General features: G+C 44.1%; 19 protein-coding genes. 2 read left to right on the forward strand and 17 right to left on the reverse strand.

The genetic code is table 11. The features are described from left to right. Nucleotides 1–18: 18 nt before the first annotated feature. The 6 genes from pheS to DXC57_RS09705 all read right to left on the reverse strand — a co-directional run bounded on the left by pheS (nucleotide 19) and on the right by DXC57_RS09705 (nucleotide 10,296). Nucleotides 19–1,062 (reverse strand): phenylalanine--tRNA ligase subunit alpha, encoded by a 1,044-nt coding sequence (pheS, locus tag DXC57_RS09670; protein ID WP_022359088.1) that lies wholly within the window; start codon nucleotides 1,060–1,062, stop codon nucleotides 19–21. 1,155 nt (nucleotides 1,063–2,217) lie between these two features. Further along, nucleotides 2,218–3,366 carry a beta-aspartyl-peptidase gene (iadA, locus tag DXC57_RS09685; protein WP_107000542.1) on the reverse strand — a complete coding sequence of 383 codons (1,149 nt, stop codon included), beginning with the start codon at nucleotides 3,364–3,366 and terminating at the stop codon, nucleotides 2,218–2,220. 86 nt (nucleotides 3,367–3,452) lie between these two features. Then, nucleotides 3,453–4,973 (reverse strand): putative basic amino acid antiporter YfcC, encoded by a 1,521-nt coding sequence (gene yfcC, locus DXC57_RS09690; RefSeq protein ID WP_118652346.1) that lies wholly within the window; start codon nucleotides 4,971–4,973, stop codon nucleotides 3,453–3,455. Nucleotides 4,974–5,161: 188 nt separating this feature from the next. Beyond that, nucleotides 5,162–7,051 carry a MucBP domain-containing protein gene (locus DXC57_RS09695; RefSeq protein ID WP_118652348.1) on the reverse strand — a complete coding sequence of 630 codons (1,890 nt, stop codon included), beginning with the start codon at nucleotides 7,049–7,051 and terminating at the stop codon, nucleotides 5,162–5,164. Between the two features lie 140 nt (nucleotides 7,052–7,191). Continuing rightward, the gene (locus DXC57_RS09700; RefSeq protein WP_177272985.1) at nucleotides 7,192–8,556 is read right to left on the reverse strand and encodes a hypothetical protein; all 1,365 of its coding nucleotides are present in this window, start codon (nucleotides 8,554–8,556) and stop codon (nucleotides 7,192–7,194) included. Between the two features lie 78 nt (nucleotides 8,557–8,634). Continuing rightward, complete coding sequence (locus DXC57_RS09705) at nucleotides 8,635–10,296, reverse strand: hypothetical protein (protein WP_118652352.1); 1,662 nt, start codon at nucleotides 10,294–10,296, stop codon at nucleotides 8,635–8,637. A gap of 212 nt (nucleotides 10,297–10,508) precedes the next feature. On the opposite strand from DXC57_RS09705, the gene DXC57_RS09710 reads away from it, so the two are divergent. Both DXC57_RS09710 and DXC57_RS09715 read left to right on the forward strand, forming a co-directional pair. Continuing rightward, nucleotides 10,509–11,789 (forward strand): WYL domain-containing protein, encoded by a 1,281-nt coding sequence (locus tag DXC57_RS09710; protein WP_118652354.1) that lies wholly within the window; start codon nucleotides 10,509–10,511, stop codon nucleotides 11,787–11,789. Then, nucleotides 11,782–12,909 (forward strand): WYL domain-containing protein, encoded by a 1,128-nt coding sequence (locus DXC57_RS09715; RefSeq protein ID WP_182457274.1) that lies wholly within the window; start codon nucleotides 11,782–11,784, stop codon nucleotides 12,907–12,909. The genes DXC57_RS09710 and DXC57_RS09715 overlap by 8 nt, the downstream gene beginning before the upstream one ends. 40 nt (nucleotides 12,910–12,949) lie before the next feature. Here the strand turns inward: DXC57_RS09715 and DXC57_RS09720 are convergent, their stop codons facing one another. The 11 genes from DXC57_RS09720 to DXC57_RS15520 all read right to left on the reverse strand — a co-directional run bounded on the left by DXC57_RS09720 (nucleotide 12,950) and on the right by DXC57_RS15520 (nucleotide 24,263). Further along, a complete protein-coding gene (locus DXC57_RS09720) occupies nucleotides 12,950–15,019 on the reverse strand; it encodes a TIGR03986 family CRISPR-associated RAMP protein (RefSeq protein WP_118652358.1) in 2,070 nt (689 codons plus the stop codon). Further along, complete coding sequence (locus DXC57_RS09725; protein WP_118652360.1) at nucleotides 15,016–15,435, reverse strand: hypothetical protein; 420 nt, start codon at nucleotides 15,433–15,435, stop codon at nucleotides 15,016–15,018. Before DXC57_RS09725 ends, DXC57_RS09720 begins: the two co-directional genes overlap by 4 nt. Nucleotides 15,436–15,451: 16 nt before the next feature. After that, nucleotides 15,452–16,771 (reverse strand): RAMP superfamily CRISPR-associated protein, encoded by a 1,320-nt coding sequence (locus tag DXC57_RS09730; protein WP_118652362.1) that lies wholly within the window; start codon nucleotides 16,769–16,771, stop codon nucleotides 15,452–15,454. Then, nucleotides 16,764–18,290 carry a hypothetical protein gene (locus tag DXC57_RS09735; RefSeq protein ID WP_118652364.1) on the reverse strand — a complete coding sequence of 509 codons (1,527 nt, stop codon included), beginning with the start codon at nucleotides 18,288–18,290 and terminating at the stop codon, nucleotides 16,764–16,766. Before DXC57_RS09735 ends, DXC57_RS09730 begins: the two co-directional genes overlap by 8 nt. Next, nucleotides 18,283–18,861: an RAMP superfamily CRISPR-associated protein gene (locus tag DXC57_RS09740; protein WP_118652366.1), complete on the reverse strand. Its 579-nt coding sequence runs from the start codon at nucleotides 18,859–18,861 to the stop codon at nucleotides 18,283–18,285. The genes DXC57_RS09735 and DXC57_RS09740 overlap by 8 nt, the downstream gene beginning before the upstream one ends. After that, nucleotides 18,858–20,405: a hypothetical protein gene (locus DXC57_RS09745; RefSeq protein WP_118652368.1), complete on the reverse strand. Its 1,548-nt coding sequence runs from the start codon at nucleotides 20,403–20,405 to the stop codon at nucleotides 18,858–18,860. The genes DXC57_RS09740 and DXC57_RS09745 overlap by 4 nt, the downstream gene beginning before the upstream one ends. A gap of 721 nt (nucleotides 20,406–21,126) precedes the next feature. Next, nucleotides 21,127–21,858, reverse strand: a complete 732-nt coding sequence (locus DXC57_RS09750; RefSeq protein ID WP_118652370.1) for a PHP domain-containing protein — start codon at nucleotides 21,856–21,858, stop codon at nucleotides 21,127–21,129. Then, the gene (gene cas6, locus DXC57_RS09755) at nucleotides 21,859–22,821 is read right to left on the reverse strand and encodes a CRISPR system precrRNA processing endoribonuclease RAMP protein Cas6 (protein WP_182457276.1); all 963 of its coding nucleotides are present in this window, start codon (nucleotides 22,819–22,821) and stop codon (nucleotides 21,859–21,861) included. A gap of 164 nt (nucleotides 22,822–22,985) precedes the next feature. Beyond that, complete coding sequence (locus DXC57_RS09760; RefSeq protein ID WP_118652374.1) at nucleotides 22,986–23,609, reverse strand: metallophosphoesterase; 624 nt, start codon at nucleotides 23,607–23,609, stop codon at nucleotides 22,986–22,988. Continuing rightward, nucleotides 23,609–24,007, reverse strand: coding sequence for a hypothetical protein (locus DXC57_RS09765; protein ID WP_118652376.1), 399 nt, complete (start codon nucleotides 24,005–24,007; stop codon nucleotides 23,609–23,611). Before DXC57_RS09765 ends, DXC57_RS09760 begins: the two co-directional genes overlap by 1 nt. Nucleotides 24,008–24,092: 85 nt before the next feature. After that, nucleotides 24,093–24,263: a hypothetical protein gene (locus tag DXC57_RS15520; RefSeq protein WP_182457278.1), complete on the reverse strand. Its 171-nt coding sequence runs from the start codon at nucleotides 24,261–24,263 to the stop codon at nucleotides 24,093–24,095. Nucleotides 24,264–24,560: the final 297 nt, after the last annotated feature.

The raw sequence follows: 24,560 nt of genomic DNA on the forward strand, positions 1-24,560 counted from the left end.
CTAATCCTCCTGTCCTGATCAGTCATCGATCTGATCCAGCACACGCAGATCAGACTCAAAAAGCATCTTGATATTGTTGATGCCGTATTTCAGCATTGCGATACGCTCCAGACCCAATCCGAATGCGAATCCACTGTATTTATTGGAATCAATGCCGCAGTTTTCCAGTACCTTCTTATTTACCACACCAGCGCCGAGAACCTCGATCCAGCCTGTTTCCTTGCACAGACGGCAGCCCTTGCCGCCGCACTGGAAGCAGCTTACATCGACCTCAACAGACGGCTCCGTGAACGGGAAATAGGACGGACGAAGTCTCGTTTTTGTCTGCTCACCGAAAATTCTCTGAACAAACATATCCAGCATACCCTTTAAATCACACAGGGTGATGCCCTCATCAACAACCAGACCTTCCATCTGGCTGAACATCGGAGAATGGGTCGCATCATCGTCAGAACGGAATACTTTACCCGGGGAAACAACCTTGATCGGCGGTTTTTTCGCTTCCATAACATGAACTTGTCCAGCCGATGTCTGGGTACGGAGCAAGAATTCCGGAGACAGATAGAATGTATCCTGCATATCGCGCGCCGGATGATCCTGCGGTGTATTTAAAGCTGTAAAGTTATAATAATCGGTCTCGATCTCGGTTCCCTCATATACCTCAAATCCCATAGAGGTGAAGATATCCGTCAGCTGATTGCGGACCGTCGTAACTGGATGCAGATTACCGTAACGGATTTTAACCGGCGGCATCGTGATATCAATCTTCTCCGATTCATAGCGCTGCTGCTGCTCTTTCTCTTTTAATTTCTGATCCAGCTCGTCAAAGAAATTGTTTGCCCACTCCTTGGCGCCGTTGATAGTCTTACCAAATTCCGCTTTCTGGTCATTGGCAACATTGCGCATTTCTTTCATCAGCAGACCAATTCTGCCCTGCTTATTATCCAGAAAGGTCTTCTTAAACTCATAGACACTCTTGGAAGTCGTCAGAGCATCCGCACCCTGGCGGATTTCCTCTTTGATCGCAGTGATCACTTCATTCAGCTCTTTTAAATCCTGCATGATTTCTCTCCTTCTATTACTTTTGTTGCTTTTTATCTTGATATTGCTTTAACTTGTGGACACGAATTTGTGCATAAAGGATGTTCTCTGGCACATTCGGGCGTCTCGCGCGGTCGCTTGCGACATGACATAAAAAAATCCCTTCGCACAAAACGTGCAAAGGGACGATCATATCTATACCGCGGTACCACCCAGCTTCCTGTCGGCAGGTCATTTTTTCGTCTGCCACAGACACTTTCCGGTATGTAACGTACACCAGACGGCAATGCCTACTCTAAATTTCAGCAATGCAACTCCCGTGGGAAATTCGGATATCTGTCTGAACGGAAAAAGGCTCACAGCCGCTGACCTCTTCTCTCTGACCGGAAACAGTATCTTATAGAACACGATCATAGCTTTTGGTTTGTTTGGTTTGATTGATTTCATGTATGCAATCTGTTTATTATTTTAGGCATGTTGGTGGGAAATGTCAAGGGATTTCTTTCCTTGATATTTTCATTGATATTTTCATCTTGGTATTTTCAAATTATAAGAAATTTTACTTACTGCAAGCATTTTGCAAGCACAAAGCCCAGAAACCTCTAAAAAAGCAGATGTTTCAGTTTGAAAACTTCCGTGTAAGGAAGCTCACTGCAATCAATGCCCTAAATTTTTATATTACCCTGTGCATGGCATTTCTGGCACATATATCCATGAAATCAGAAACGCATGCCCTGAAGGTTGCAATCATACAGAAAGCAGACCCTATAAAAGAAAAAATCCATTTCAGCTATTATCGGCTGGCTAAAGGTATCTCAGGCATACTGTCGTATGTAAAAGAAGGGATCAGGCTATGGTTTCGGACAAAACGTCCGATATACCGTCAACTTTGCCTTAAGCTGGTCGCTTAAATAGATAAAAGAATAACTCTCCCAAGTAGTGAAAGGAATCATCCATTTATTATTTATCTCCTTCTTCTATCATATAGAATAATTATAATTCAAACATTTAGAATTGTTATTATATTTGTGGTGTATGTCAACAACTTTTTTTCTTTTTAATTCTACCAGCAGACAGCATCTCTTTTTATGAAAGGTTATCATTTTATCAACTGTATAAGCACGCAAAAAAGCACCAGCCAACTAAGTGACTTATGCTTCTCACATCTGATATCCTTTATTTTTTATAAACTGTATTCCCTTTTGCAATCACTTCAACAAGCTGAAGTTCCTGGTCGAGAATACAAAGATCCGCATCATAGCCTTCTTCAACCTTACCTTTTCCCTTAAGACAAAGAATATCTGCTGGATTCGATGTAATTGTAGAAATTGCTATTTCTAAAGGAATTTCTGTTTTAAATACACATTCCTTTACTTCCTTCAGAAGGCAGCTGGACTGTCCAACGCCCATTCCAAGGAATTTGCCATCACTACTATACATCGGAAGGCTTCCCTGCCCGTCAGAAGAAATTGTTATGCGGTCAGGATTTACTCCTGCATCTAACATCCGTTTGATACCATTACATACACGTACCTCATCACAGATAGTTTCCCAATAGTCAATATCTTCATTTCCAGTAAAGTCTACTGCTCCGCCTTTCAGTGCATACTCAATCGACTTGCCAAAAAGCATCTCATTTCGATTGATATGTGTTGGCAGTATTTGAGTTGCCGGTATCTCTGTCTCATCGACTACTCGTTCAATCAGATCTAAGCATCTCGGACTATCGCCCAGATGAACATTTACAATGCCAGCTTTCCCGGAAAGAACACCACCAAGCCTTGTATCCGCAATGACACGTGCAAATTCCTCGAAAGTCGGCTGTGAAGAACGATGATCAGAGATCGCGATTTCTCCCGTTCCAATGATTTCCTGAATCATCATAATATCTTTCACAATACTGTCAGTCAACGTGCGGACCGGAATCTGATAACTTCCGGTATAACAGTATGCAGACATTCCCTGCTCATTCAATCCTTTTGTCTTTGCAACCAGTGCACACATATCACGACCGATTCCATCTGTTCCAAGGCAGCCAACAACGGTTGTCACTCCAAACTTCGTAAGTCCTTCCATGGTTGCTTCCGGAGTACGATTGGCGAATCCGCCTTCGCCACCGCCTCCGAGTACATGAACATGACTATCAATGAATCCCGGAGTTAAAAGTAGCCCCTCTCCATTGATCCTTTCTGCCTCAGAAAGAAATCCGTCTGCGGATATAGAACCCGCATCTTTAATCTTAACAATCTTATCATTGATTATAAGTACATCTTTTTTCCCCAGATGCTGTGGAGCATAAACATCAATATTCTGAATTAATTTCATCACAAATCACTCCCACTGAGACAAATTTGCTATTACTCGCCACCAAAAGAGGTGGGAGTCTTCTCGACTAAGATAAAATACATATTTTAGAATCCAATTCCAACTGCAACAAGAACTGTAATGATTGCACCAATCATTAAGACACCAAGGAATTTCCACATGAATTTAATCCAGTTAGACCACTCAATCTTTGCAATTGCAAGAGAGCCAATTAAGCATCCGGATGTAGGAACAATCAGGTTGGTAAATGCATCACCCAGCTGGAATGCAACTACAGCTGTCTGACGCGAAACACCTAACAGGTCTGACAGCGGAGCCATGATCGGCATTGTGATGGCAGCCTGTCCTGTTCCGGATACAACGAAGAAGTTAAATACGGACTGGAACAGATACATAAGTACGGCTGCAACTGCTCCGGAAACTCCAGACAATGCATTTGAAATATTATACATAATTGTATTAATAACTGTAGGTGTTGTCGGATCAGAACCACCAAGAACCTGCATGATTCCCTGTGCCATAGCAACGACAAGGGCCGCACCGATCAGGTCTTTTGCTCCATCTTTGAAAGATGTTGCAATATCATTCAGTTTCATATCATTCAGTTTAAAGATAACTCCAAACACACCGGAAACAATTCCCATAATAAAGAACTGTGTTGCAATCTCCGGCATGTAGTATCCCTGAGTCATAACTCCCCAAACTACCCATACTACTGTAACAGCCAGTGTCAGAAGGACTAAAATGTGTCCAAGACCAAATGAATGTCCTTCGTCAATTCCTGTTGTTTCATTCTGCTCACGGAAATATGAATCCGTCTTATATGCGATTGAGATTGTCGGATTCTTTTTAATCTTTGATGCATAGAACATAGTCATTCCACAGCCGAGTGCTGTAAATACGACCCACATTACCATACGGAATCCTGCACCGGAGAATACGTCAATACCTGCAATACCCTGTGCAATGCCTACAGAGAACGGATTCATCCAAGATGAACCGAAACCAATCTGTGTGGCAACATAAGTAACAAGAACTGCGATAACTGAATCATATCCAACTGCTACAAACAACGGACAAAGAATCATAGTAAACGGAAGCGCTTCTTCTCCCATTCCGAAAACTGCTCCACCAAGAGAAAACAGTACGAAAAGTATCGGAATCAGTAGTTTTTCTGCTCCCTTGGCCTTACGGATCAATCCGATCAATCCAGATTCAATCGCACCTGTACGGATCATGATACCAAATGCACCACCTACTACCATAAGGAATGCGATAATCTCGATTGCAGAACTATTTACGATTCCGTTGTACATATAGTTGAAAAATCCTGTTCCACCATCTCCACTAAAGAGTGCTACTCCTTCTGTTACTGCGTTTCCCGCATCATCTGTCAGATACTGGAAACTTCCGTCTTTGATTACTGTACGGGTTTTCTCAACACCATTGATCATATATGAAATATCCTGTGTTTCATAAAATCCCTTTGGTACAAGGAATGTCAGAAGTGCTGCGATAACGACTACTAAAAAGATGATAATGTAGGTATCTGGCACTTGGAATCCCTTGTTAAAGGACTTTAGCCCTTTTTCTTCTTTTTTGCTCATTTTTGAGTCTTCCTCCCATTTTTTGATATACCATATTAGTGTACCATAGAATGCGTAAAATCCAAGTGAAAATTTACATATTTTATGTCATTCTTCTGTATTTTTATACATCAAAAAAGAACCCGGCTTCTGCCGGGCCCTTTCATAGCTAAATTTGTATATGTTTTGAGAATAACCTTTCGTTTCACTTACTCTGCCGGATTCCCTGCTTCATTCTCTACATTTTCCTTCTTCTCTTCTGTTTCCGTAATTGTTTCTTCAGTCTCCTCCTTTTTTTCAGTGGTCTCAGTTTCTTCTATTTTCTCCTCTTTTCCTGCATTCTCTGTTCCCTCCGGCTTCTCTGTTCCCTCCGGCTTCTCTGTTCCCTCCGGCTTCTCTGTCTCACCTGTTTCATGGGTATAATATACAAATACCTTCACATCCTTATCCACCGTAAATCTAGGATCCGGATTTGATTCCAGTGTATGACCATCAAATTTCTCCACCGGAGTTGTGATGATGCTTCCGTTTTTCACACGCCCTTTGCTCTGAGACAATACCTTATCATCTGTCGTACAGAGATAAACTATCGTAAAATTATAATATCTTGCATAGCGAACCTCAAAGACGTTTTGGGAACTGATTTTATTCAGTGTAAACGGCGTAATCTCCTGATCAAGTTCATAGCCCTCAAAGGTTTTCTTTTTCGGTGTAACGGTGGTGCCAGCCCTTCCGGTTCCTTTTACCACGTTCAGAACGCGTCCATTTTCATCTACATATTTGATCTGGTACTCTGTTGTGACCAGATGATCCGGTTTCTGAGATATCAGATACTCCTTAACTGCCTCCGGTCCGTATTTCGTTCCTGTTGCCTTCAGCGAATTCGGACTCCAGGTTTTGTGAGATCTCTCGTTCCGAATCTTATCATCCGTCAGATTGATGTACTTGTTTCTGAGATTTCCAAATCCATAGGAATTGCCTCCAATTGGATCCTCCCAGGTTACATCCACATGATACCAGTCACCATCCAGCTTAACCAGATTCCATGCATGGGAGGAATTGTGGATATATCTTGCATCCAGTCCGCAGAGCTTGGCTGTCTGCAGAAATGCATCTGCATATCCGGCACACTGTGCCTTGCCGAGAATGATACAGCTGTATGCGGTAGAGCGGGACCAGTCGCTCTTGGACTGATACCGGCAATTCTGCACCAGCCATTCGATAATCTTAATCTCCTTTTCCATGTCACTCATGCCATCGGTAATATATTCCTGTTTGAATTTCTCGATAGCGGCTTTTGTTTCCTTCCACTGGCTGGAAGTCATCATGCCGAAATTCGCTGTCTTGAAATCATTGGCAGAACCGGACACCGATCCATCTGCATAATCATCCCATTCATCATCGTCATCATCCTCATATCTGTGACTGCCGCCATGAGAACCTCCGCCGGATGAAGAACCGCCTCCGCCGGATCCTGTTTTTCCGGATGTTCCGCCTCCGACACCGGCGGGTCCACCACCTCCTCTGGTTGCTTTTTTCGTTTTCACTACCTGGTTCTCCACCCAGGCGCCTTCTGCATTTACCAGGAATCCATCCGGTGTCAGTCCAGAAGTGACAGCCCAGCCATTATCGTCGAAATAGTAGCATTCTGCCACACCATCCTGATTGCCGTCCAGCCACCTCCAGGTATGGATCGGATAGCTTCCATTGGGATTCAGCCACCACCATTTACCTGCATTGACTCCGTCTCCCTTCACCCATCGGCCTTCCGGCACGGTAACGGTTTCCGGTGTTCCCATGGTTTTCACGGTTCCATTCTCCACCCAGGCACCTTCTGTATTTACCTGAAAACCGTCCGGTGTCACGGTATTGGCAAGCATGTAGCCATTCGGTGCGAAATAGTAACATTCCGATACACCATCCCGGTTTCCGTCCAGCCACTGCCAACTGCCTGCATGATAGGATCCGTCATCGTTTTTCCAACGCCATCCTGCTGCATCCTGCTGCCAGGAACCTGCCAATGCCGGCATCACATTGCCTGCTGCCATTAAGAATGCCAGAGTTAAAAGTCCACCGCTTTTCATCTTTTTATTCTTCATACTCATTACCTCCATCTCTTTGATGAGTATATTGTAACAGGCAGTTTTCATCGTTTTTGGACACTTACAAAGGTATTCCCACTAAAATGAAAGAACCAGGAAAATCCATTTACCATTTCCCGGTTCTTTTACATTTCTGCTTATTTACTGTTGTTCTTTTTTCTTTTTTTGAATATAACTCCTCTGAAATTCATCAGCGCTCTTATCCCCACAAACAGTATAATAAAACTGCACAATACATGAAGAGGCACGATAATATTCAGATGACCCTCGCCCATAAAGTCCTCAATCAGTGTCTGCAGATAGTCACATCCATCAATCAGCGCTGAGAAAATAGCTAAGAACGAAAGCGCTGCCAATGCCCGCTCCATCTTGCCTTCCTGCTCAGCCCTGACTTCCTCGGCCCATTCCATCTGCATGCTGCTGAGTTCGCTGACCGGTTCCATCACATCGTCAAATAATGCAGTCAGTTCCATCCTCTCTTCGATTTTTTTATACAGATTGTGATACTGCGGCACTTCTGTGATCCGTTCATACTCATAATCCGTCCGATAGATATTCAGATGCTTCTGATAAGACTTCAATGTCTGCAGATCATTCTGCTCTCCGATGCCGAAATCGGTCATAATCTTATACAAATCGAACTTTCGATGCAGCAGAAGGATATAGGTCAGCAGATATTCCGCCTGAAACCGCTTCTGAAACCGTTTCGTTACATGTTCTGTTTTCTGCAGCACCAGACAAGCCAGATTTTCCCCGGTCACCCCCCATACGTAGTCACCGGAGGTAAACAGCGTCTCATTCTCCTGATCCATCCACTCGTTATAGAAGAATCCCTCAGTACGGTAAGCATTTTTCAAAAAATACAGATGCTCTTTCCATTTTTCCCGTTCCGGCTCAAAGGCAAGACTCATGGTATTGGCCCGCTCCATTCCCTCATTCAGATAAGGAAAGAAACGAAGCTTTTCTTTCAGACAGGGTGGAAAGAGTCCGCGGACTGCTTCCAGAATAGTTTCTGTTTCTTCCATCTGAGCATCCGGAATCAGCATTTCCTGATGCACCTTTTTCAGGTAATACAGGCCTTCTGCAATATAGAGCGGAGCATCCTTGGCAAATTCCAGCTGAATCGCCGCTATCTTTATTTCCGTCTTGAAGGTGAACAGATGCACCGTTTGAATCTGAAACCGGATGTCAGTATCCTTGATTCGATAGAGCCTTCCAGCCTCACCCCAGCCGCGTTTTCTGGCTGCCTCATCTGCGAGGCAATAGTGCAGATACAGACAGTCCGCTTTATTTCCCAGATCCATCTTGTCCGTAATATAACGGTAGATATAGCGGTTACTGTCCTTATCATCCTTCAGTTTCCACGCATCGCCCTTCTCCAGCTCTTCCCGGAATGTTTCACAGCCCATCTTCTGCTCCGCCGTTTCATGGTCTAAATCCATCGGGATAAAAAGAAATGCCGTTCCCAGCGTTTCATTTTCAAAAAAATCATCCTGATTCATGTTCTTATCCTTTCCCTGCAGCACAGTCCACGGTCCGTGCTGCTGTTATCCCACACATGCCTAGCAGCCTTTCCGCTGTTATCCCAAAAGGCGGTGTGCTTCTGATTTGACCTTTTCTAAGTCTACTGGAATATACTCGGTAAATGGAGTCTTCCGAAGTGCGGTCATATCCTTAACCAATGGATATTGTGCTGCATAAAGCCTAAATCCGGCTCCTCTGGCATCATCCCGAGCCATCTGAATCTGTTCCAGACCGGCAGCATAACTGGATTCTCCCACCTGATACAGATACTGGATAGATACCCAGATTCCCATTCCTTCATACAGAATATCCCGGGCAGCTGCCGTATAGGCCTTCTTCTCCATTTTCAGATTCCAGGCCTTTTCCCTGTCTTTCCAGTTCAGATACTGCCAGATATGAGTCAGCTCATGAACCATGGTTTCAATAGCTGCCAGACGCGGACTTCCGTTTTCCACTACAATCCGGCAGATACCGTTTTTCATCTGTGCATAGCCCACTGCACGAACTGCAAACTTCGTTCCGGGCTTATACACAATTCCTGTCTGCTTCGCCACTTCTTCTGCATTGGTCACATGAAGCTGAATCGGTGCGTGAATCTTGATTCCATACAGAATTTCCATCATCTTCAGGCATCGCAGGAATATCTCCTGAAATTCTCCTGTGGTCTCCACAGCACTGGACGCACAATCGCTGCATCGGATCCGGCCATCATTCAGACGCTCATAGCTGACTTCCGAAAGTGGAAGGCCACAGAAATCACAGGTATTAACTGCCTGCAGATCGAACTCCCTGGCATCGATAAGCTCCTGTTTTCTCGCATGGGTCAGTGGATTTTTTCTGCTGCCGCAGCGCTTTAGATAATCCCGTATCTCCGAAAGCTTCAGATGACTGCTCACCTTTTCGCCTCCAAAAAGGAAGTAATGTTCCTTCCTGTAGGGATCTTTTTTTGCCTCTTCTGATTCTCCTTCTGTCTGCTCTTTCTCCTCTTCTGCAGCCTCTTCTCCCAACTTTTCAAGATGCCAGGAAAGATAATCCTCCAGTATCTCCATCATACGCGGCATATTTCGGATCACACTGTCAAGGAGTCCCAGATCAAGTTCACTGTCTTCCACTATGTACAGATTCTCTGTACTGTTTTCTTCTTCCAGGTCATAAGTCAGGAGACTGTATGTTTCTTCTAAATCTTCCGGTTTTTTCGCGAGAACAGCCAGATACGCCCATCCGGCTGGATACAGTGAACGAAAAAGTTCGGAGAATAGAAGCCCCAGCGTATAGCGCATATCTTCATCCATATCCGGAAGCTTGACAGTAAGAATCCGCTTATTGTGATAGCTTCGTCTGTAGGATCCGGCCTTCGGATCTTCTCTCAGATCCACGTGTCTGGCTGTCCTGCAGTCATGCAGATCCTGCATATCCAGATAACCATCCGTATCTACAGAAAAGTCACAGCAGCCTGTCATAAGCTTCATGCCTGCCACATTCCGGCTGCTGACCATCTCACTCTGTTCTACTTTACCCATATGATAGGTTCTGAGCTGACGGTAATACCGTCGGCTGCTGTACAGATCAGAGGCACGGCGCAGCACAATTCCGTAATCCGGAGAAATCTCATGCACTTCATAATATTTTCCGTTGTAAACCACATACTGGCCTGAAAGGATCGTCTGGGTTATATGTCCGAAAAATTTTGCATCTTTAATAATGATAGCACAGTTCATGCAAAATCTCTATGGTATCTTAATTTTATGCCAGCTATAAAGCCGCCAGCTGCAACTGTTCCAGGCAGGCATTTTCCGGACTGAAAATTCCGTACCATACAGTTCTGGCAGCAGTTTTTTTGCAAATTCCATATTCATTTTAAGACTTTTCCACCATTATCTGGTATACTCAGAGTATCACATCAAGTCAAACATATGAGAGGATTTTGCTTATGGGATCAAAGAAAGTGGAAGAAAAGCTTCAAACACTGATTCATGCATTTTATGAACAAAAGGAACTGTCTGCAAAAAACATCCAGAACCTTCTTGTCTGCAATCGGGCCAGCACTTACAACTACATAGAACGCCTCAAAGAACGAGGTTTTGAACTGGAAAGCACAACCAGAAATAAAACTGCCTACTATACACTCATCTCAGAAGATCCGTCTGCTCCTCCTGTTTACTACCTACCGATATCCAAGGAAATTTTACGAAAATACAATGTTATCCAGAACCTCCAGCGCAAACACGACACTGCGAAATTGCTAAAAGATCGCTATTTCCTGCCAGGTAACAATAGTAAAACAGACGATAACTGTGATAAACTGCCGATGGATATCACTAAAACCGCATTCGACAATCTGTGGAATGCACTAATACAGGAAAAAGAAATTGCCATTACATCCGATGGCACATACCATGCCACCGGTCGTTCCGTTCCGATTCTGCATCATTTTTCCAAGGAGACGGTCAGCAAACTTTTAGAACAGGTAAAACTGCTTCCAGCTGCCTCTCCTTACCACAGCCAGCTGAATTCCATCGCACATAAACTAGAAATCATAAAGCTATCCGACAATCTTGGTTCCGTCTCCAGTCCCAACTACTTGACCTACGGAAAACAGCACGAAATGCTGGAGGAGATTAATCAATGGATGAAAAAGCTCTCGGATTCCAGCTATGCGGAAAAGCTGATACGCATCACTTACAAAACCAAAGCCGGCCAGATGCTTACGATTCTCTTCCAGACCGGCCTGGTTATCTACAGTGTAGAAAAAGCAAAGCTGTATCTCCTGGGAAAAGAATATACGGAAGAACCAGCTCTGACCGAAAAATACAATTCGATTATCGATATGAGCCGTATAAGCACCATTGAAAACACGGATTTTCCAAATGACAGCTATCGTTCTACCACATATCAGCATATCTTCTCCGAGATGTTCAGCATATCGCTGGAAGAACCGCTTATGGTCAAGGTCCGCTTTGATCTGGAAGCCAATGTCAAACGAAAAATTCACTACCTGAAACAGCATCGCAGCGGTGCTTCCATCACCTATTTTCCGGAAGAAAATCAGCTGGAATACCAGGACACCATCCGCGGTCTGGGCGATTTTGCAAATTATCTCCGGCAATTCGGACGTAGTGTCCACGTCATCGAACCTGCCTCATTAAAGGACAAAATGAATTTTTCCATAGACCGAACCTTATCGAGATACGAGGAGGATGAGTATGAATAATTACGAAAACCCTTATATCCGTCTTCAGACCTATTACAGCTGGATCTCCAGAGGCAGTTATGACCTTGACGGAATGTCCATCCTGGAGCTCCATCATTATACGCAGATTCCGATCGATACGATCCGCCTGGACATCGCTGCTATCCTGAAATGGCAGGCAGCCATAAACTCAAAATATGATGGTGATATTTCTTTTATCCCGGAGAATCTGGAAAACAGGATCTTCCTGGATTTCGAAAATATCAAGGATCTGTTTAAAGAAAATCAAAGCGATGGTGACATGTCCGATGAAGATAGCCAGTTTGAATATACTATCGCAGATATGCTTAACCGTTTTGATCCAGATTTAGAAGAAAAACTTTTAAATGGTGGCTTCGATCATATCCCGATTGATATCGAAAACTGCTCCTTAACCGAATCTGATAACTTCAATATTGCTTTAAGTTACGATGAATCTCTGGCACTGGATGCCATACGGAAGGATATTACACCTGACAAGCCTTCGCCAATTACAAAAACATCCTTTCTTCAGATAAAGGACAGCTATCGTACCATCCATGATTACCAGGAATTGACATCCCGCCTTCAGATCATTGATGAAGCAATCAAAAAAAAGAAATCTCTTTCCATGAATTATAAAAACTCCATAGGAGAGATTCTAAAGATTACCTTCCAGCCCTTGAAGATATCCTACGATGAGTCTGAAAACCTGTACTGCGTCCTGTCTGTTTCTGAGAATAAGATTCAGGTTCACCGCTTAGATCGCATCCTGGATCTGCGGCCCGGGACTGAGAAAGTCGATGCAGGCGATAGTTCCATCATTGATTCCATCGCTCCCCAGGTATGGGGAAACTGCTTCTCCGAACAGCCGGAACATGTCAAGGTAAAGTTCTATAACGAGGCTAATGTCTGGGAAAAAGTAAAACGGGATCTGGCCTGCCGTACAAAGGGACATCTCTATGAAAAAGACGGCTATCTGTACTACGAAGATACCGTCTACGGCATCAGCAAGTTCCGTCCCTGGATCTACGGATTTGGAAGTTCTGCTATCGTACAGGAACCTAAAAGTCTGAGAGAACACATCATAAAGTCATTAAAAGAGCGAAAAAACCGGGGATAATCCCGGTTTTTTCTATGGGTGGGAAACTATCTGTTCCACATTATGAATCGATTTTTATTCCTGCAAACACGCTGGCCATAGACGTGGTCGCATTGCCACTGTCTTTATATTCTCTGCTTCCTGAATTCTTATTTCCATAAGAATTATTCTTGCCCCATTTTCCACTGTTATATCCATTTCCATGACTACCCTGACCAGTCTGTGCCTGAGTTTTTCTCTTCTCCTTACCCATAACAACTCCAATGGTATCCAGCGGAATCTGTTCCCTATTGCGGACCTGATAGTCGCTGTCACGCCCCTCGATGCTCATATAATGTGTCTTACTGTCATCCGGGATCTCATTGCCATTTTTCATCAACAGGAAATCACGAACCGGCGGATGTTCCATCACATCTTTTCCGAGGAACCGGGTCATATCTTTCTTAGCTTTATCCACATACTCACTGCAGCGTTCTTTCTCTTCCCGGTAGGGTTCTAAGCAAAGGGTCTCACTGTCATACATGGCAGCCGTATCCAGAATATTCAGCTGTTTCAGCGAAATCTCTACACGGCCAAATCCATAGGGTTTTCCTTTTCCTATGTTCTGCTGGCTGTTCTTTTCCAGAAGCAGGCTCCAGAGAAGCATACCAAGCTCTTCTTCACTCAGATTTGAAAAACGAATCTGCCCGGTGAAAGAAGTTTCCTTCGGGTATGGATAGAAATCAGATCCTACGTCCTTGTTATTTCCAAGGCCACTGGCAGCCTCTTTCGTATGAAGCCAATACTGTTTCATACCTCTTAAAGCAAAATCACCGCGATACGTAACTGCTTCACCATTCTTTCCAACCAGATAATCCAGATAACTGGTAGGCTTCGGTTCCCCAAGCACTACCGCTGTTTTTCCATTTTCAGAAATATTCTTATCTATCACGGCCTCCTGGAAAGAAAGTCTGGAACGGTAGCTTTCATTATCTGTCGCAAATCCGAACATGGACTTGCAGTAGTCAAGGCTATTGTCTCTCTGTTTTTTCGACAATCCATCATAGATTTCCTTCTCATAGAAAAGACGAAGTCTTGGAGTAAATCCGAAGTACAGTTTTCCATCTAACTCAATATAGAATACCGGTTTGATCTCACCATTCTCCGGCAGGCCAAAGAAACGGCTCACTTCCTTTTTCAGTTCTTCTTTCTCATCCTTCTCCATCTTAGCCAGATTAAATCCGGTTGCCACGGTCAACTGATTCTTTCTTCCCTCAAAATCACGTTTAAAACTATCTATATCCTGAGGTGCAATCGGGATCCACTCGCTTACCGGAAGTTCTGCCATCTCCGGGATTACATAAAATGCTTTTTTCTGATTCATGAAACCGGTGGTGATAAGTGTACCCTTTTTATAACCATTCTTCGGTTCTTCTGATAAAGCAGAAATATTCCGCATTCCCTTCGGCTGATAATAAACTGTTTTGAAATACGGCTTATAATTTACATTCTTGTCGCCTTTATACTGAACACGGTTTCCTCTTGCTTCTTTCACAAAAGGTCTCGTGTTGGAGTTCTGAAGTACACAGGGACTTTTTCTCAACATCTCAAATCCACGAAACTTATCTTCAATGATCCGGCGCTCACTTAAAACATAGTAATTCATCTCGCCTAGTTCACGCTGAAGTGTCTGGATGCTGGATGGAATAATGTAATATTTTCCATTCTTGCAGCCGATATATCCACCCTTAACGTTCTTTAAGACAGAAAATCTTCCCTTGCCGACAACAACCGTATCAGAACCTAAGGTACCATCGTACACCTTTTTATTCAGGTTTCTTGAACTTCCGCCTACGCACCGGTACATCAGCTTTGCATTTGCAATATCATCCGCGATAGAAGACTGACTTAAGATCTGCATATTGCTGCGCACCAGCCCCCGCATGGTACTTCCCGGAATGGCTGCCTTTCCATCCTTATTTTTATAAAAATGCTTATCTCCGCCGTCAACTATGATAGGAGTTTTGGCAGTAACCTGATACTCCAGATATCCGGATAAGCCACTTATCTCACTGTGCTTTGTGATTTCGTCTTTCCGGTATACTTTTTTGCCCAACGGTACGAAGTTATAGGGTGCTCCTACATAACTCATTCTGCTTTCGCCTCCAATCCAAAGGGTCTTGTATAGACAACTACAGCCTGTCCGTCTTCATCCGCCTCGAGATACTCTTTTACTGCAAGTCTGCATGGAGATTTGACAGCGGAAACTGATTTACGAACCTGATAGTACTTGATCACGGTATCCTCTTCTGCATCAGCATTCTCTTTCTCCGTAATCTCTACAGCCTTCAAAGAACCATTCTGCTCGTATACATGCAGTTCGCCTTTTTCATCAAATGCTCTTAATTCCACCAGTTCATCCCAGTTAATCCCATCATGAACACAGTTTCCGCACAGGATGTCACTGTACATATGAGCAATTACATAAGGATACTGTGCTGCTTTTTCCTTCAGTTCTGAACGCTCCGCAGATACCGCCCGGACATCCAGATGTTTATATGTTTTCATAATCTGCCATCCCTTCTCAGACCGCTTTCACATACTCTATGATCAAATCTGCGCCCTGTTCAATCTGTCTGCTCTTTAAGTTGATCTTTGCGATCACTTCGGTTCCTTCTTTGATCAGCAGCTCACTTCCGTCTATATAACCTCTGCCGATGCTGCTTCCGCTTCCCAGAGGGAGAATACCCAATCCTACGTCACGCAGTGCCATAAGAAGAAGGCCTGCAGCCTTTTTATTCTCCTCCTCCAGATCAACCCGGATAGTGAGTTCACCATAAGCCGGAGTCTCACTGAAAAGTCCTCCATACATCACACCACCGGTAAATTTATCGATGTGAATCCGCTTCTGTGGCGGACGCTCACCGCCTTTTTCCAGCATCGCATCAAAGAAATGAATGCAGCCCAGAAATCCTTTTTCTTCTTTTTCTGCATTTTTACCGAATACAGCCTCAATATCCGATACCGGAAGCTGTCTCAGCTTTGCGATTTTCTCCATCTGGCTTCGCAGCACACCTTTAATCGAAGTGGCCGGAATCAGAAGTTCTCCGTCTGCTCTGCGCATCTGTTCTGCATCCGCTGATTCCTCATTATAATCTCTTACATCGATGGATTTGACCAGGATCTCGCTGTCCACTTTACCCTTCAGTTCAAAATGAATGCGGTGATCCAACGTGGATACCCGTCCTTTTAGCTCCTCCAGAATAGACTGTCCCTCTTTTGACTCATCTCTCCAGAGTTTCCGGTCTTTTTCCCGGGTCATATCATAATCGGTTTTCATCAGCTCTTTGAACTCAACATATCCGCAGCCATTGCTCTTCTGACCGCCAATCTGAATATTGCCGGCCTGCAGGGCACCTAATATCCGCTCTATTGTGGCTTCATGTTCATGATTTCGTTCATACAGGTACATCTTAAATGTAAATTCAGAACCCGCTGCCACTGACTCCATCTCAAACTTCTGGCCGGACCAGTTCTGTCCACCCTTTGTCTGAACCGTCTGGCAGGTACCAGTTTCCCGGTTAATCTTAACTCTTGGTCTTAATTCGGTATCTACCACATTTCCCGCGAAAAATGCATCGCTGATGCGGACTTTACTTCCTGTATCGGTGCCGTCTGCACTAGAGCCAAACAGTTGATTCTGCAGTCCCGGCTCATCTGCAAGGTAATCTCTCATCGCTCCGGCTAATCCGGTTGCCTGAATAAATGGGACATTCTTTACCGGATGAATCAGAATTCCTCCGGCTCTGTCATCGTTTCCGCCGATGTGCAGCGGTTCCTTACATATCGCCGTGATCTGATAGGATACGATATGATCATATAAACTTCCGTATTTATCAGCCATGATTTCTTCCCTCCCTGTTTGCGTAGCGTATCTGCCGCTCCATCAGCTGAAGCTTATACCGAATCTGCTCATCCGGCTCAAACAACTGATCAGCCGGGATTCCCATCACCTTTTTTCCGTCTATTTCAAGCAGTTCAAACAAATCAGAATTAAGCATTTTCTCCAGATAACGATGGTAGGAATCCGGTTTTTTCTTGTTATCCTGCTTTTTGTAGCGTTCTGTCTTTTCTTTGGAATGAACCAGAAAACTTCCAAGCTTCCACTCTGCCTTTTCCGGCTTATACTGACAGCTGATACACATCGATGCAATCACGCCCAGCTGACTGGAGGTAATTCCTCTCAATTCATCCGTATGTTCTACTACATAACGTTCCATGCCTCGTTCAATCCGATGCTGTAAAAGTCCTCTGGCTGCCAGTCGGCAATCCTCCTCTGCATGGATTTTGCTCTTTTCAGGAGTCTGTACTGTTTCCACCTGCTCAGCCATTTTTTCCATCGGTTTTTTATAGATGATCTGACCAAATCCTTCCATAAATGCCACCTGGCCAAATCCTTCCACAGTCCGGATACCCAGTCCTTCTGTTTCTACACGGCGGAAATTTTCCTCTGGAATCTCCTGATCGGCAATCAGGCAGAACACACTTCCTGCTTCGTACATGTTGGCGGAAGGAATGGTCCCCTTCCAGATCCGGTTATAACCATAGATCTGGGCCGTAGAGGTTGCACAACGTTTCAATTCCAGTTTATCACAGCCTAAACGCTCTGCCAGTTCATCCAGGTTCAGCCCGCAGAGCTCTCCGAGCTCACTTCTCATCACCAGATTGGAAAGAAGCACCAGATAGAACTCCTTCGATGATTTCTGAGTCCGTACCTCTCCGTAAGGAGCTGCCCCATTCATGGCTTCCAGAACCGTACAGCAGGTTCCATAGCCGCCGCTGCGTCTGTTTCCTACCCGGATCTCTTTGCTCAAAACTTCCAGAACCGCTTCCCTAAGCTCTACATCGATGTCATCTGTCATCGATACATAACCGGTAAAATTCTGTCCTTTTCGCAAGTACTGACTCCGGAAAACATTTCTTTCACTTGTGCGTCCCATATTAATATTGATATCTTCACTCAATTCAAGACCTGTATAGCAGATGCAGTCTCCCTCAACATAGCAGTAGCTGCCGAGAGATGCCCGCTTATATCCCGGCTCCACATCCTTTTCAATAACGTTCTGAATCTCTTTTTTATCAATACAAGGTGTCTTATCTTCGAAAAATCCCTTTAAAGAAGGAATTAATTCCTTTCCATTCACCGTCAGATAGGCATTCATAAAACGAATCTGTCCATTGAAGAATGCCGGTTTCCAGGTCTCAAACTCAGCCTGCTTTGCCAGTTCTGACATCACATATCCCCGAAGCGCGCTGCCAGGAATATAGCGCAGTGTGTCTGTCTGTCCGTGCTGACTGCTTTTATCATCCGCAATTCTCAGCGGATCCATGTTTTTCAAACGAATCTTCCAATAATTATTCATGCTGATCCTCCACGCAGATACTTACTTCTCCAAAACCGCGGTTTCTCATGGTACCGACCCATTTGATCAGTCCTAACACCTCTTTCACCAGTTCAGCATCCTGTGCATCGCAGACACAGGTGCCGTAAAAATGAAATCCGCTCTTTACGCAGCGGCACTGGCGAAGGGAACCTTCCTTAGCCATACCATTTTCCAGGCTGGTAAAATCTCTGGTATACGTAAACATAGCTTTATGTTCTGAAAGATCTCCTGTTTCCTCCTCTGCTGCACTGCGCAGAAGGGGATGAACTACTAAGTCGGAAAAACTAACTTTTCTGGATTCATCCAGAAGTTCTGAACCGCCTTCTCCCATCAGAGTGCAGACGATATGGTCTGTCTCTGCCGTATCTTTTCCAGTCCATCCAAGAAGGTTAATCAGTTCTTCCCGGAAGATTCCCCTGAAGGTATTTCCCTTCAGATACGGAAACCCTGCATCATCCATCTGTGTTGCGATATCTTCTCCGCCCGGAATGCTGAGTCCGTTGCCAAACACGGCATCCGACTGCAGTGTCATTTCTATCAAAAGCTTCATGCCTGCTCTCCTTTCTCTTTCAGACCGATAAAGGTATCCAGCATCTCAACTGCATCAAAATAAAGTGAATGCTTCTTTCCATCGATATCCAGGAATGCACGGCGCTCTAATCCGCTTCCGGTTCCAATCTGTCTGAGCTGTTCTTCCAATTTATGATCTTCAAAAATATCCAGATTTAAAATATCCATAAGAGAAGACTGAAGATAATATTCGGTTGCCTTTTCGCCTTCTTTCAGTACCCCTCGAAGCTCCTTGATCTTGCCTCTCGCATAGACTTCTTTCTTATCAAGCAGCATGCTTAAAAGCTTCTTGAAAGAGCGATAACGGCGTACCTTTTCTAATTTCCAAAGCTCCGGTTCTGCACACAGCATATAGGGTCTTAACTCCAGGGTTCCGCCATCCTCTGTCTCATATTTCTGGCGCATCTCAGCAAGATCATCGATGATCTCACCGAATTCGATATGCCAGTCAATCGCACAGCCCTTGGTTCCGGAATCCTTAATCCGGTCATCATATGAAGCCAGGAAACGCTTTGCATTAGAACAAAGCATCTCTGATAACTCGTAGGCTTTGTAGAACGGATATTTCTGATGTACAATCGCAACACCCGCACAGGCTGTATATTTCTGATGATCCACTGCATTTTCCAGTGCAGATAACTTCTCAATAAAGATACGTGCTGCCTCCAGACCGATTCGGCCTTCTGTGACAAAGCAGACATCATCACCGGCGAGAATCAGTTTTCTAACCGGGAAAGAACGGTTCTTCAGGTTCAATCCTGCATCCACCAGAGCCGGAATCTGCTCTCCGATCTCATCTAGCATGCCTCGAAAAGCTGTCTTGAAATCCGCATCAATCGCATCACTAAAGCTGCGAAGTGTTTTCTTATATTCCTCCCACGAAAGATCCTTACACTTAGTTCGAAGGTTTTCCACCCGTTTGCCCATGCCGTTTCCATCGATATGAACAATCGCCACAAAACTGGAATCATCCTTGCTGACTCCCAGTTCTTCTAGTTTATAAGGCATAACATAACCTTCCGGCACATACTCATGCTCCGTCGGCATCTCAATTTTGTCCACACGTCCGGTAATTACCTTGGCACGGCGAAGATTCGAATCTTTCTCTTCTACTCCGAAAGAGCCCTGATGGAACGAAGCTGCACGAACTGATTTTTTCTTTTCCAGTTCCTGGGAAAGACGGAACAGGTTCTCTCCCGCTCCCTTGCTCTCATCATACTCCATCGTCTTGATAAAGTACTCCAGCTCCGGATACTCACGGCGCACCCGAGAAGAGATCGCATAAGCAAACTTCTCTGCGGACTCCCGATCCGGGAACTCCAGAACCGTATGGCCGCCGCCGGAATATACCACATTTTTCTCCTTGTCAAAAGCAAGGCCGCTTCGCTTTGCAGCCAGTTCAAAATATGCCGGATCTGTCACCCTGCATATCTCCTCTGACCGTTCCACATTTTCTTTCAGTTTCGTACTCTCAAAGATGTACGCCTGCTTTTGAGATACTTCTAAAATCATCAGTTGTCTCATGAAATTGTCCATCCTTCCTATAATTTTCGAACACTTTTAGGCAATTATACCACTGTAATCAAATAATTGTCCATCTTTTGCAGTATTTGTCTATCTAAAAACACACATCAAAAGTGCGTCTACAAATATTCATTTTCGTTTCATGAGTTAAGTCTAACATGGGGAATTCAGAAAAATTAGACAAGTTGTTCTTTAACAATAAGTATTTCAACTGTTTTCATAGATTTGCGCAAAAGAATAATGCCTCAGATTAGTATCAATGCCCTGAAAGGGGCGACCTTCATTTCTACAGACTCTTGACTTAACAACGGAAAAAGGAAGGAAAAAAGTGTCAATGCCCTGAAAGGGGCGACCTTCATTTCTACATGCTCATGTCAATTTCAATGATCGTGTGCCTTGTAATGTGTCAATGCCCTGAATGGGGCGACCTTCATTTCTACCCTGCGCGGAATTAAGGAAAATGATGTGATTATCATTGTGTCAATGCCCTGAATGGGGCGACCTTCATTTCTACCCTTGCCTTTGGAAACCCTTGTAAATCAAGGCTTTGCGGGTCCATTTTTCCAGAAGTTTTTCAGAATATTCTGAAAAAGGCATTTTTGAAGGGTGTTTTTTGGAAGTTCACAATTTGTTCATATTTGACAGTCCCATTCCTTCTTTTAGTATACCTCTTTTTTCTGGGTTTGAGAACTACTTACAGCACACTTTTAATTGGTTAATTTTAATTGACTCCATCAAAAAAAGCTGAGTAATGATATCTTCTCATCATCTCCGATACAGAATGGGCATCTAAACCGACCAGATAATCGTCGGTACAATATTTCCAGAATATCTCCGGATAATACCAGTTTGCTTCCATTGAACTGATATTTTTTTCTAAAGGAATGTGATATTCTGCGGCGGCATTAATTAGTTCTTTTACAATTCCTATGTCTGCTTGTTCTCCAGGTTTTAAGTAGCGATAGCTCCGATCCGGATGTGCTATGCCGGAAAAATATCCGCTTTCCACTCCCTCTAGCTCTGCTCTGACGATTCCGTCTGCACGGCCGCTCAGTCCTTTTTTAGAGAAACTGTATTCACCGGGCGCTAACTCATAAAAATGTTGTCCCAAAAGCAGATATTCTATCCCTTCGTCTTCTTTCAGCTTTTCATAATAAGCTTGAAATCCGGGCAGATATTCCGCCTCTAGTCCTATTCTTACCTGTATTTTCCCCTGATATTTGGCTCGAAGCTCCCACAGTGTGTCTTCATACTCCGGAAGTTCTTCCATTTTCATTCTTCCGCGGAAAAGATCACCTGGAAATGGTGCATGATCGGTAAATGTGATCTGTTTCGCTCCCAGGCGAATGGCAGCTTTGATATACTCTTCCTCTCGTTCTTCTCCGGCATGCCCACACCTCCAGGTGTGAACATGAAAGATTTCCTCTGGATTTAAACAAACTGATTTTCTCACTTATTTCTCTCTTTCTATTAAGTACCGACCAAAATCAAAACTATTATTTCTTCCTATATGGAACAACTCTCCCGCTAAAAGTTCTTCCAGTCTTTCTTCGGTGATGTCTTCCATCACGACTACACCCCGTATTCCTTTTAACTCCATCTTGCTCTTATGGGTATTCGAATACCGGCGGATTCCGGAACGTGCAATATGAGATTCCAGCATCCGGGGCCAGACAAGAGGCTTTTCCAGTTCAACCGGATTTTCATCAAAACAGCTCATCATCTGAATTTTCCGGTGTACAGCTCTCCAGATAGCATCTGCATCAAAATCATAGAGATCGATGCGATCCTTCCGAAGGGCCAGGGGTGTGAGGAAGTTAATCCGGCAGACATGCTTCTCTTCCCTGCCGCATCCCCTTCCGATTCCAAGCTCCCATTTTCTCTGAGATATATAATCTCCTACAGTCCGGATCCGGAAGTTCTCCATATGAATCTGATTTTCATCTAAAATCATGCTTTCATCTTCTGATAAAACCGCTGCGATTTCAAATCTGGCATGATCTTTTCCGATTCCGGCCTGTCCAAGCTGCCAAAACGCATCCAGATATTGGCTGAACAGCGCAATATTGCGTCCAAATAGTTTCAAGCGGAATACAAATCCATGACGCGGATCCATATCCGTTTCCTGATTGTCGCACTCTATCAGGTATCCCAGGCTTTCTTTTCCGGTCATATATGCCGGTTTAAAACGCATTGGTGTATAAAATGCATTCCATACGATGCAGCTGTCCTGAAACCTGCATTCATCACAATTGCGGTCTGCCACACAGTTTTTTCTCAGCAGCATCTCACCCAGACCACCGCGCAGAGCTGAAACCTTCTGTTCCGGAACTTCCGATGGTTTCAGAAAGCGCAGACAAAATGTTAAGGTAATATAAGGGATCTCCAGCCATGACACTGTAGTTTCTTTGATCATAATTCTACTTCCTCGCATTCTCATTTGCAGATATTATTTCGTAATTTCATCACTCAATCACTTCGCCGTTCGCCAAAAGTGAGCAAGCTCCCTATGGCTCTCTTGTGCTCATTATATCGCATTTTCTCCGGAACCGGGGGAGTATTTCCATTATTTTACATATTTCACTGGTTTCTATCTCTGTTCCGGTTCACCACAATCCACTCTTCCAGTGTCAGCGGTATATAATCAGAAAACATGCAAAAACAATTAATCAGCTGGCATGGTGTCTCATCCTCTCTTTTTAGAACGCAATTCCATTTCGGATGTTTACGTACATCTTTCAGATATTCGCGGATCTTCTGTTCATCCGGACCGTTATGCACATGTCCGTACAGCATATAGGTCTTTGGCCGCCCTTCCTGATCCAGAATATACTGTCCATTGTAAAAAAGAATCGGATAATGTGATAATACCAGGCTGTACCTCCCATCCTGCAATTCCAGATAAGGGACTGCCTGTTCAAGCAGCCCCTTATCAAATGCCGGATCCTGAAGGTATGTGTCATGATTTCCTATTAACAGTGTTTTCCTGCCCTTCAGACGATGAAGAATCTGATTCACCTCCTCTCCCTGGGAAGAAACACTCAGATCTCCTAAGATGAATACATGATCCCCATCTTTTACCCGTGAATTCCACTGGGCAATCATATATTCATCCATCTGTTCGATGCTTTCAAAGCCCCGGCCATCAATCTTCTCATTGAGCCGGGCATGACCAAAATGAAGATCTGAAATATAGTAGTTCATTACCCCCTTCCTCCTTTTGCTTTGATACGTACCAGGCACTCACGGCCAAAGAAGAACCAGCCGCAGCACATGGAAGCCATCAGTTTCACGCCGAAATAGATCAGCCATCCCATAATTGGGAGGAACAGAATCCACTCAAAATAGCGTGTCACCTTAGATACAAGGTTCCAACCGTATGGGATTCCTCCGAAAAGGAGAAATGCCATCGGTGTCCCGATCATCATCCCCACAAGGCTGGCGTTTCCGTCCCCGCTCTCACTGAACGCAGTCAGTGTGCCCAATATCGCAATCACCACTGCGATTACAAAGCGGCGTTTTTCCGCTTTTCTGTATGCCTCCTGCTCTGCTGTCATTTCTACTGTTACATCCTGTAAAACCTGATTTGTATTCATACTCATACTCATTTCCTCCTAATCGTCTGTTAACAATCACTTTGATAATAATAGAATAACTTATCTTCTTCACTGTTTTTGGACACTTCCTTTAATAATTGCGAAGTTCCTTCAAACATTCCATCTTTCCGTTTCTGCGGGAACAGGTGCGGCGCTTATCCGCAAAAACAACCGGACGTCTGTTCCATACCGGACCGCGCTCAGCCGGCACAGCCATGCTCTTTTCAATTGACTTCTTATCGTGTTTTGTCAGTTTTGCCATATTCGTTTCCCTCCATCTCTTTGATGGTTATATGATACAGCAGGAGTTTCACTGTTTTTGGACACTTGAATTATATCAGATGCGAGATAACTCCCATCTGATATGGTCCCCGGCAGAATTGTTTAAGGTACGCAAAAGAAGAAAAACATCGTACAAAAGCATATCTATGTGCATATTTGTGCAAATTTATGTGTAACCACAATAAAGTTTATTGTGATTTTTGCAATTTTGCCGTATAATTCATCATATATGCAGTCTGACGGATCTGCTTTTTCAGGACTGTAAGTATGAGGAGGT

This window comes from Clostridium sp. TF06-15AC, assembly GCF_003481165.1.
GTDB lineage: Bacteria > Bacillota > Clostridia > Lachnospirales > Lachnospiraceae > Otoolea > Otoolea fessa.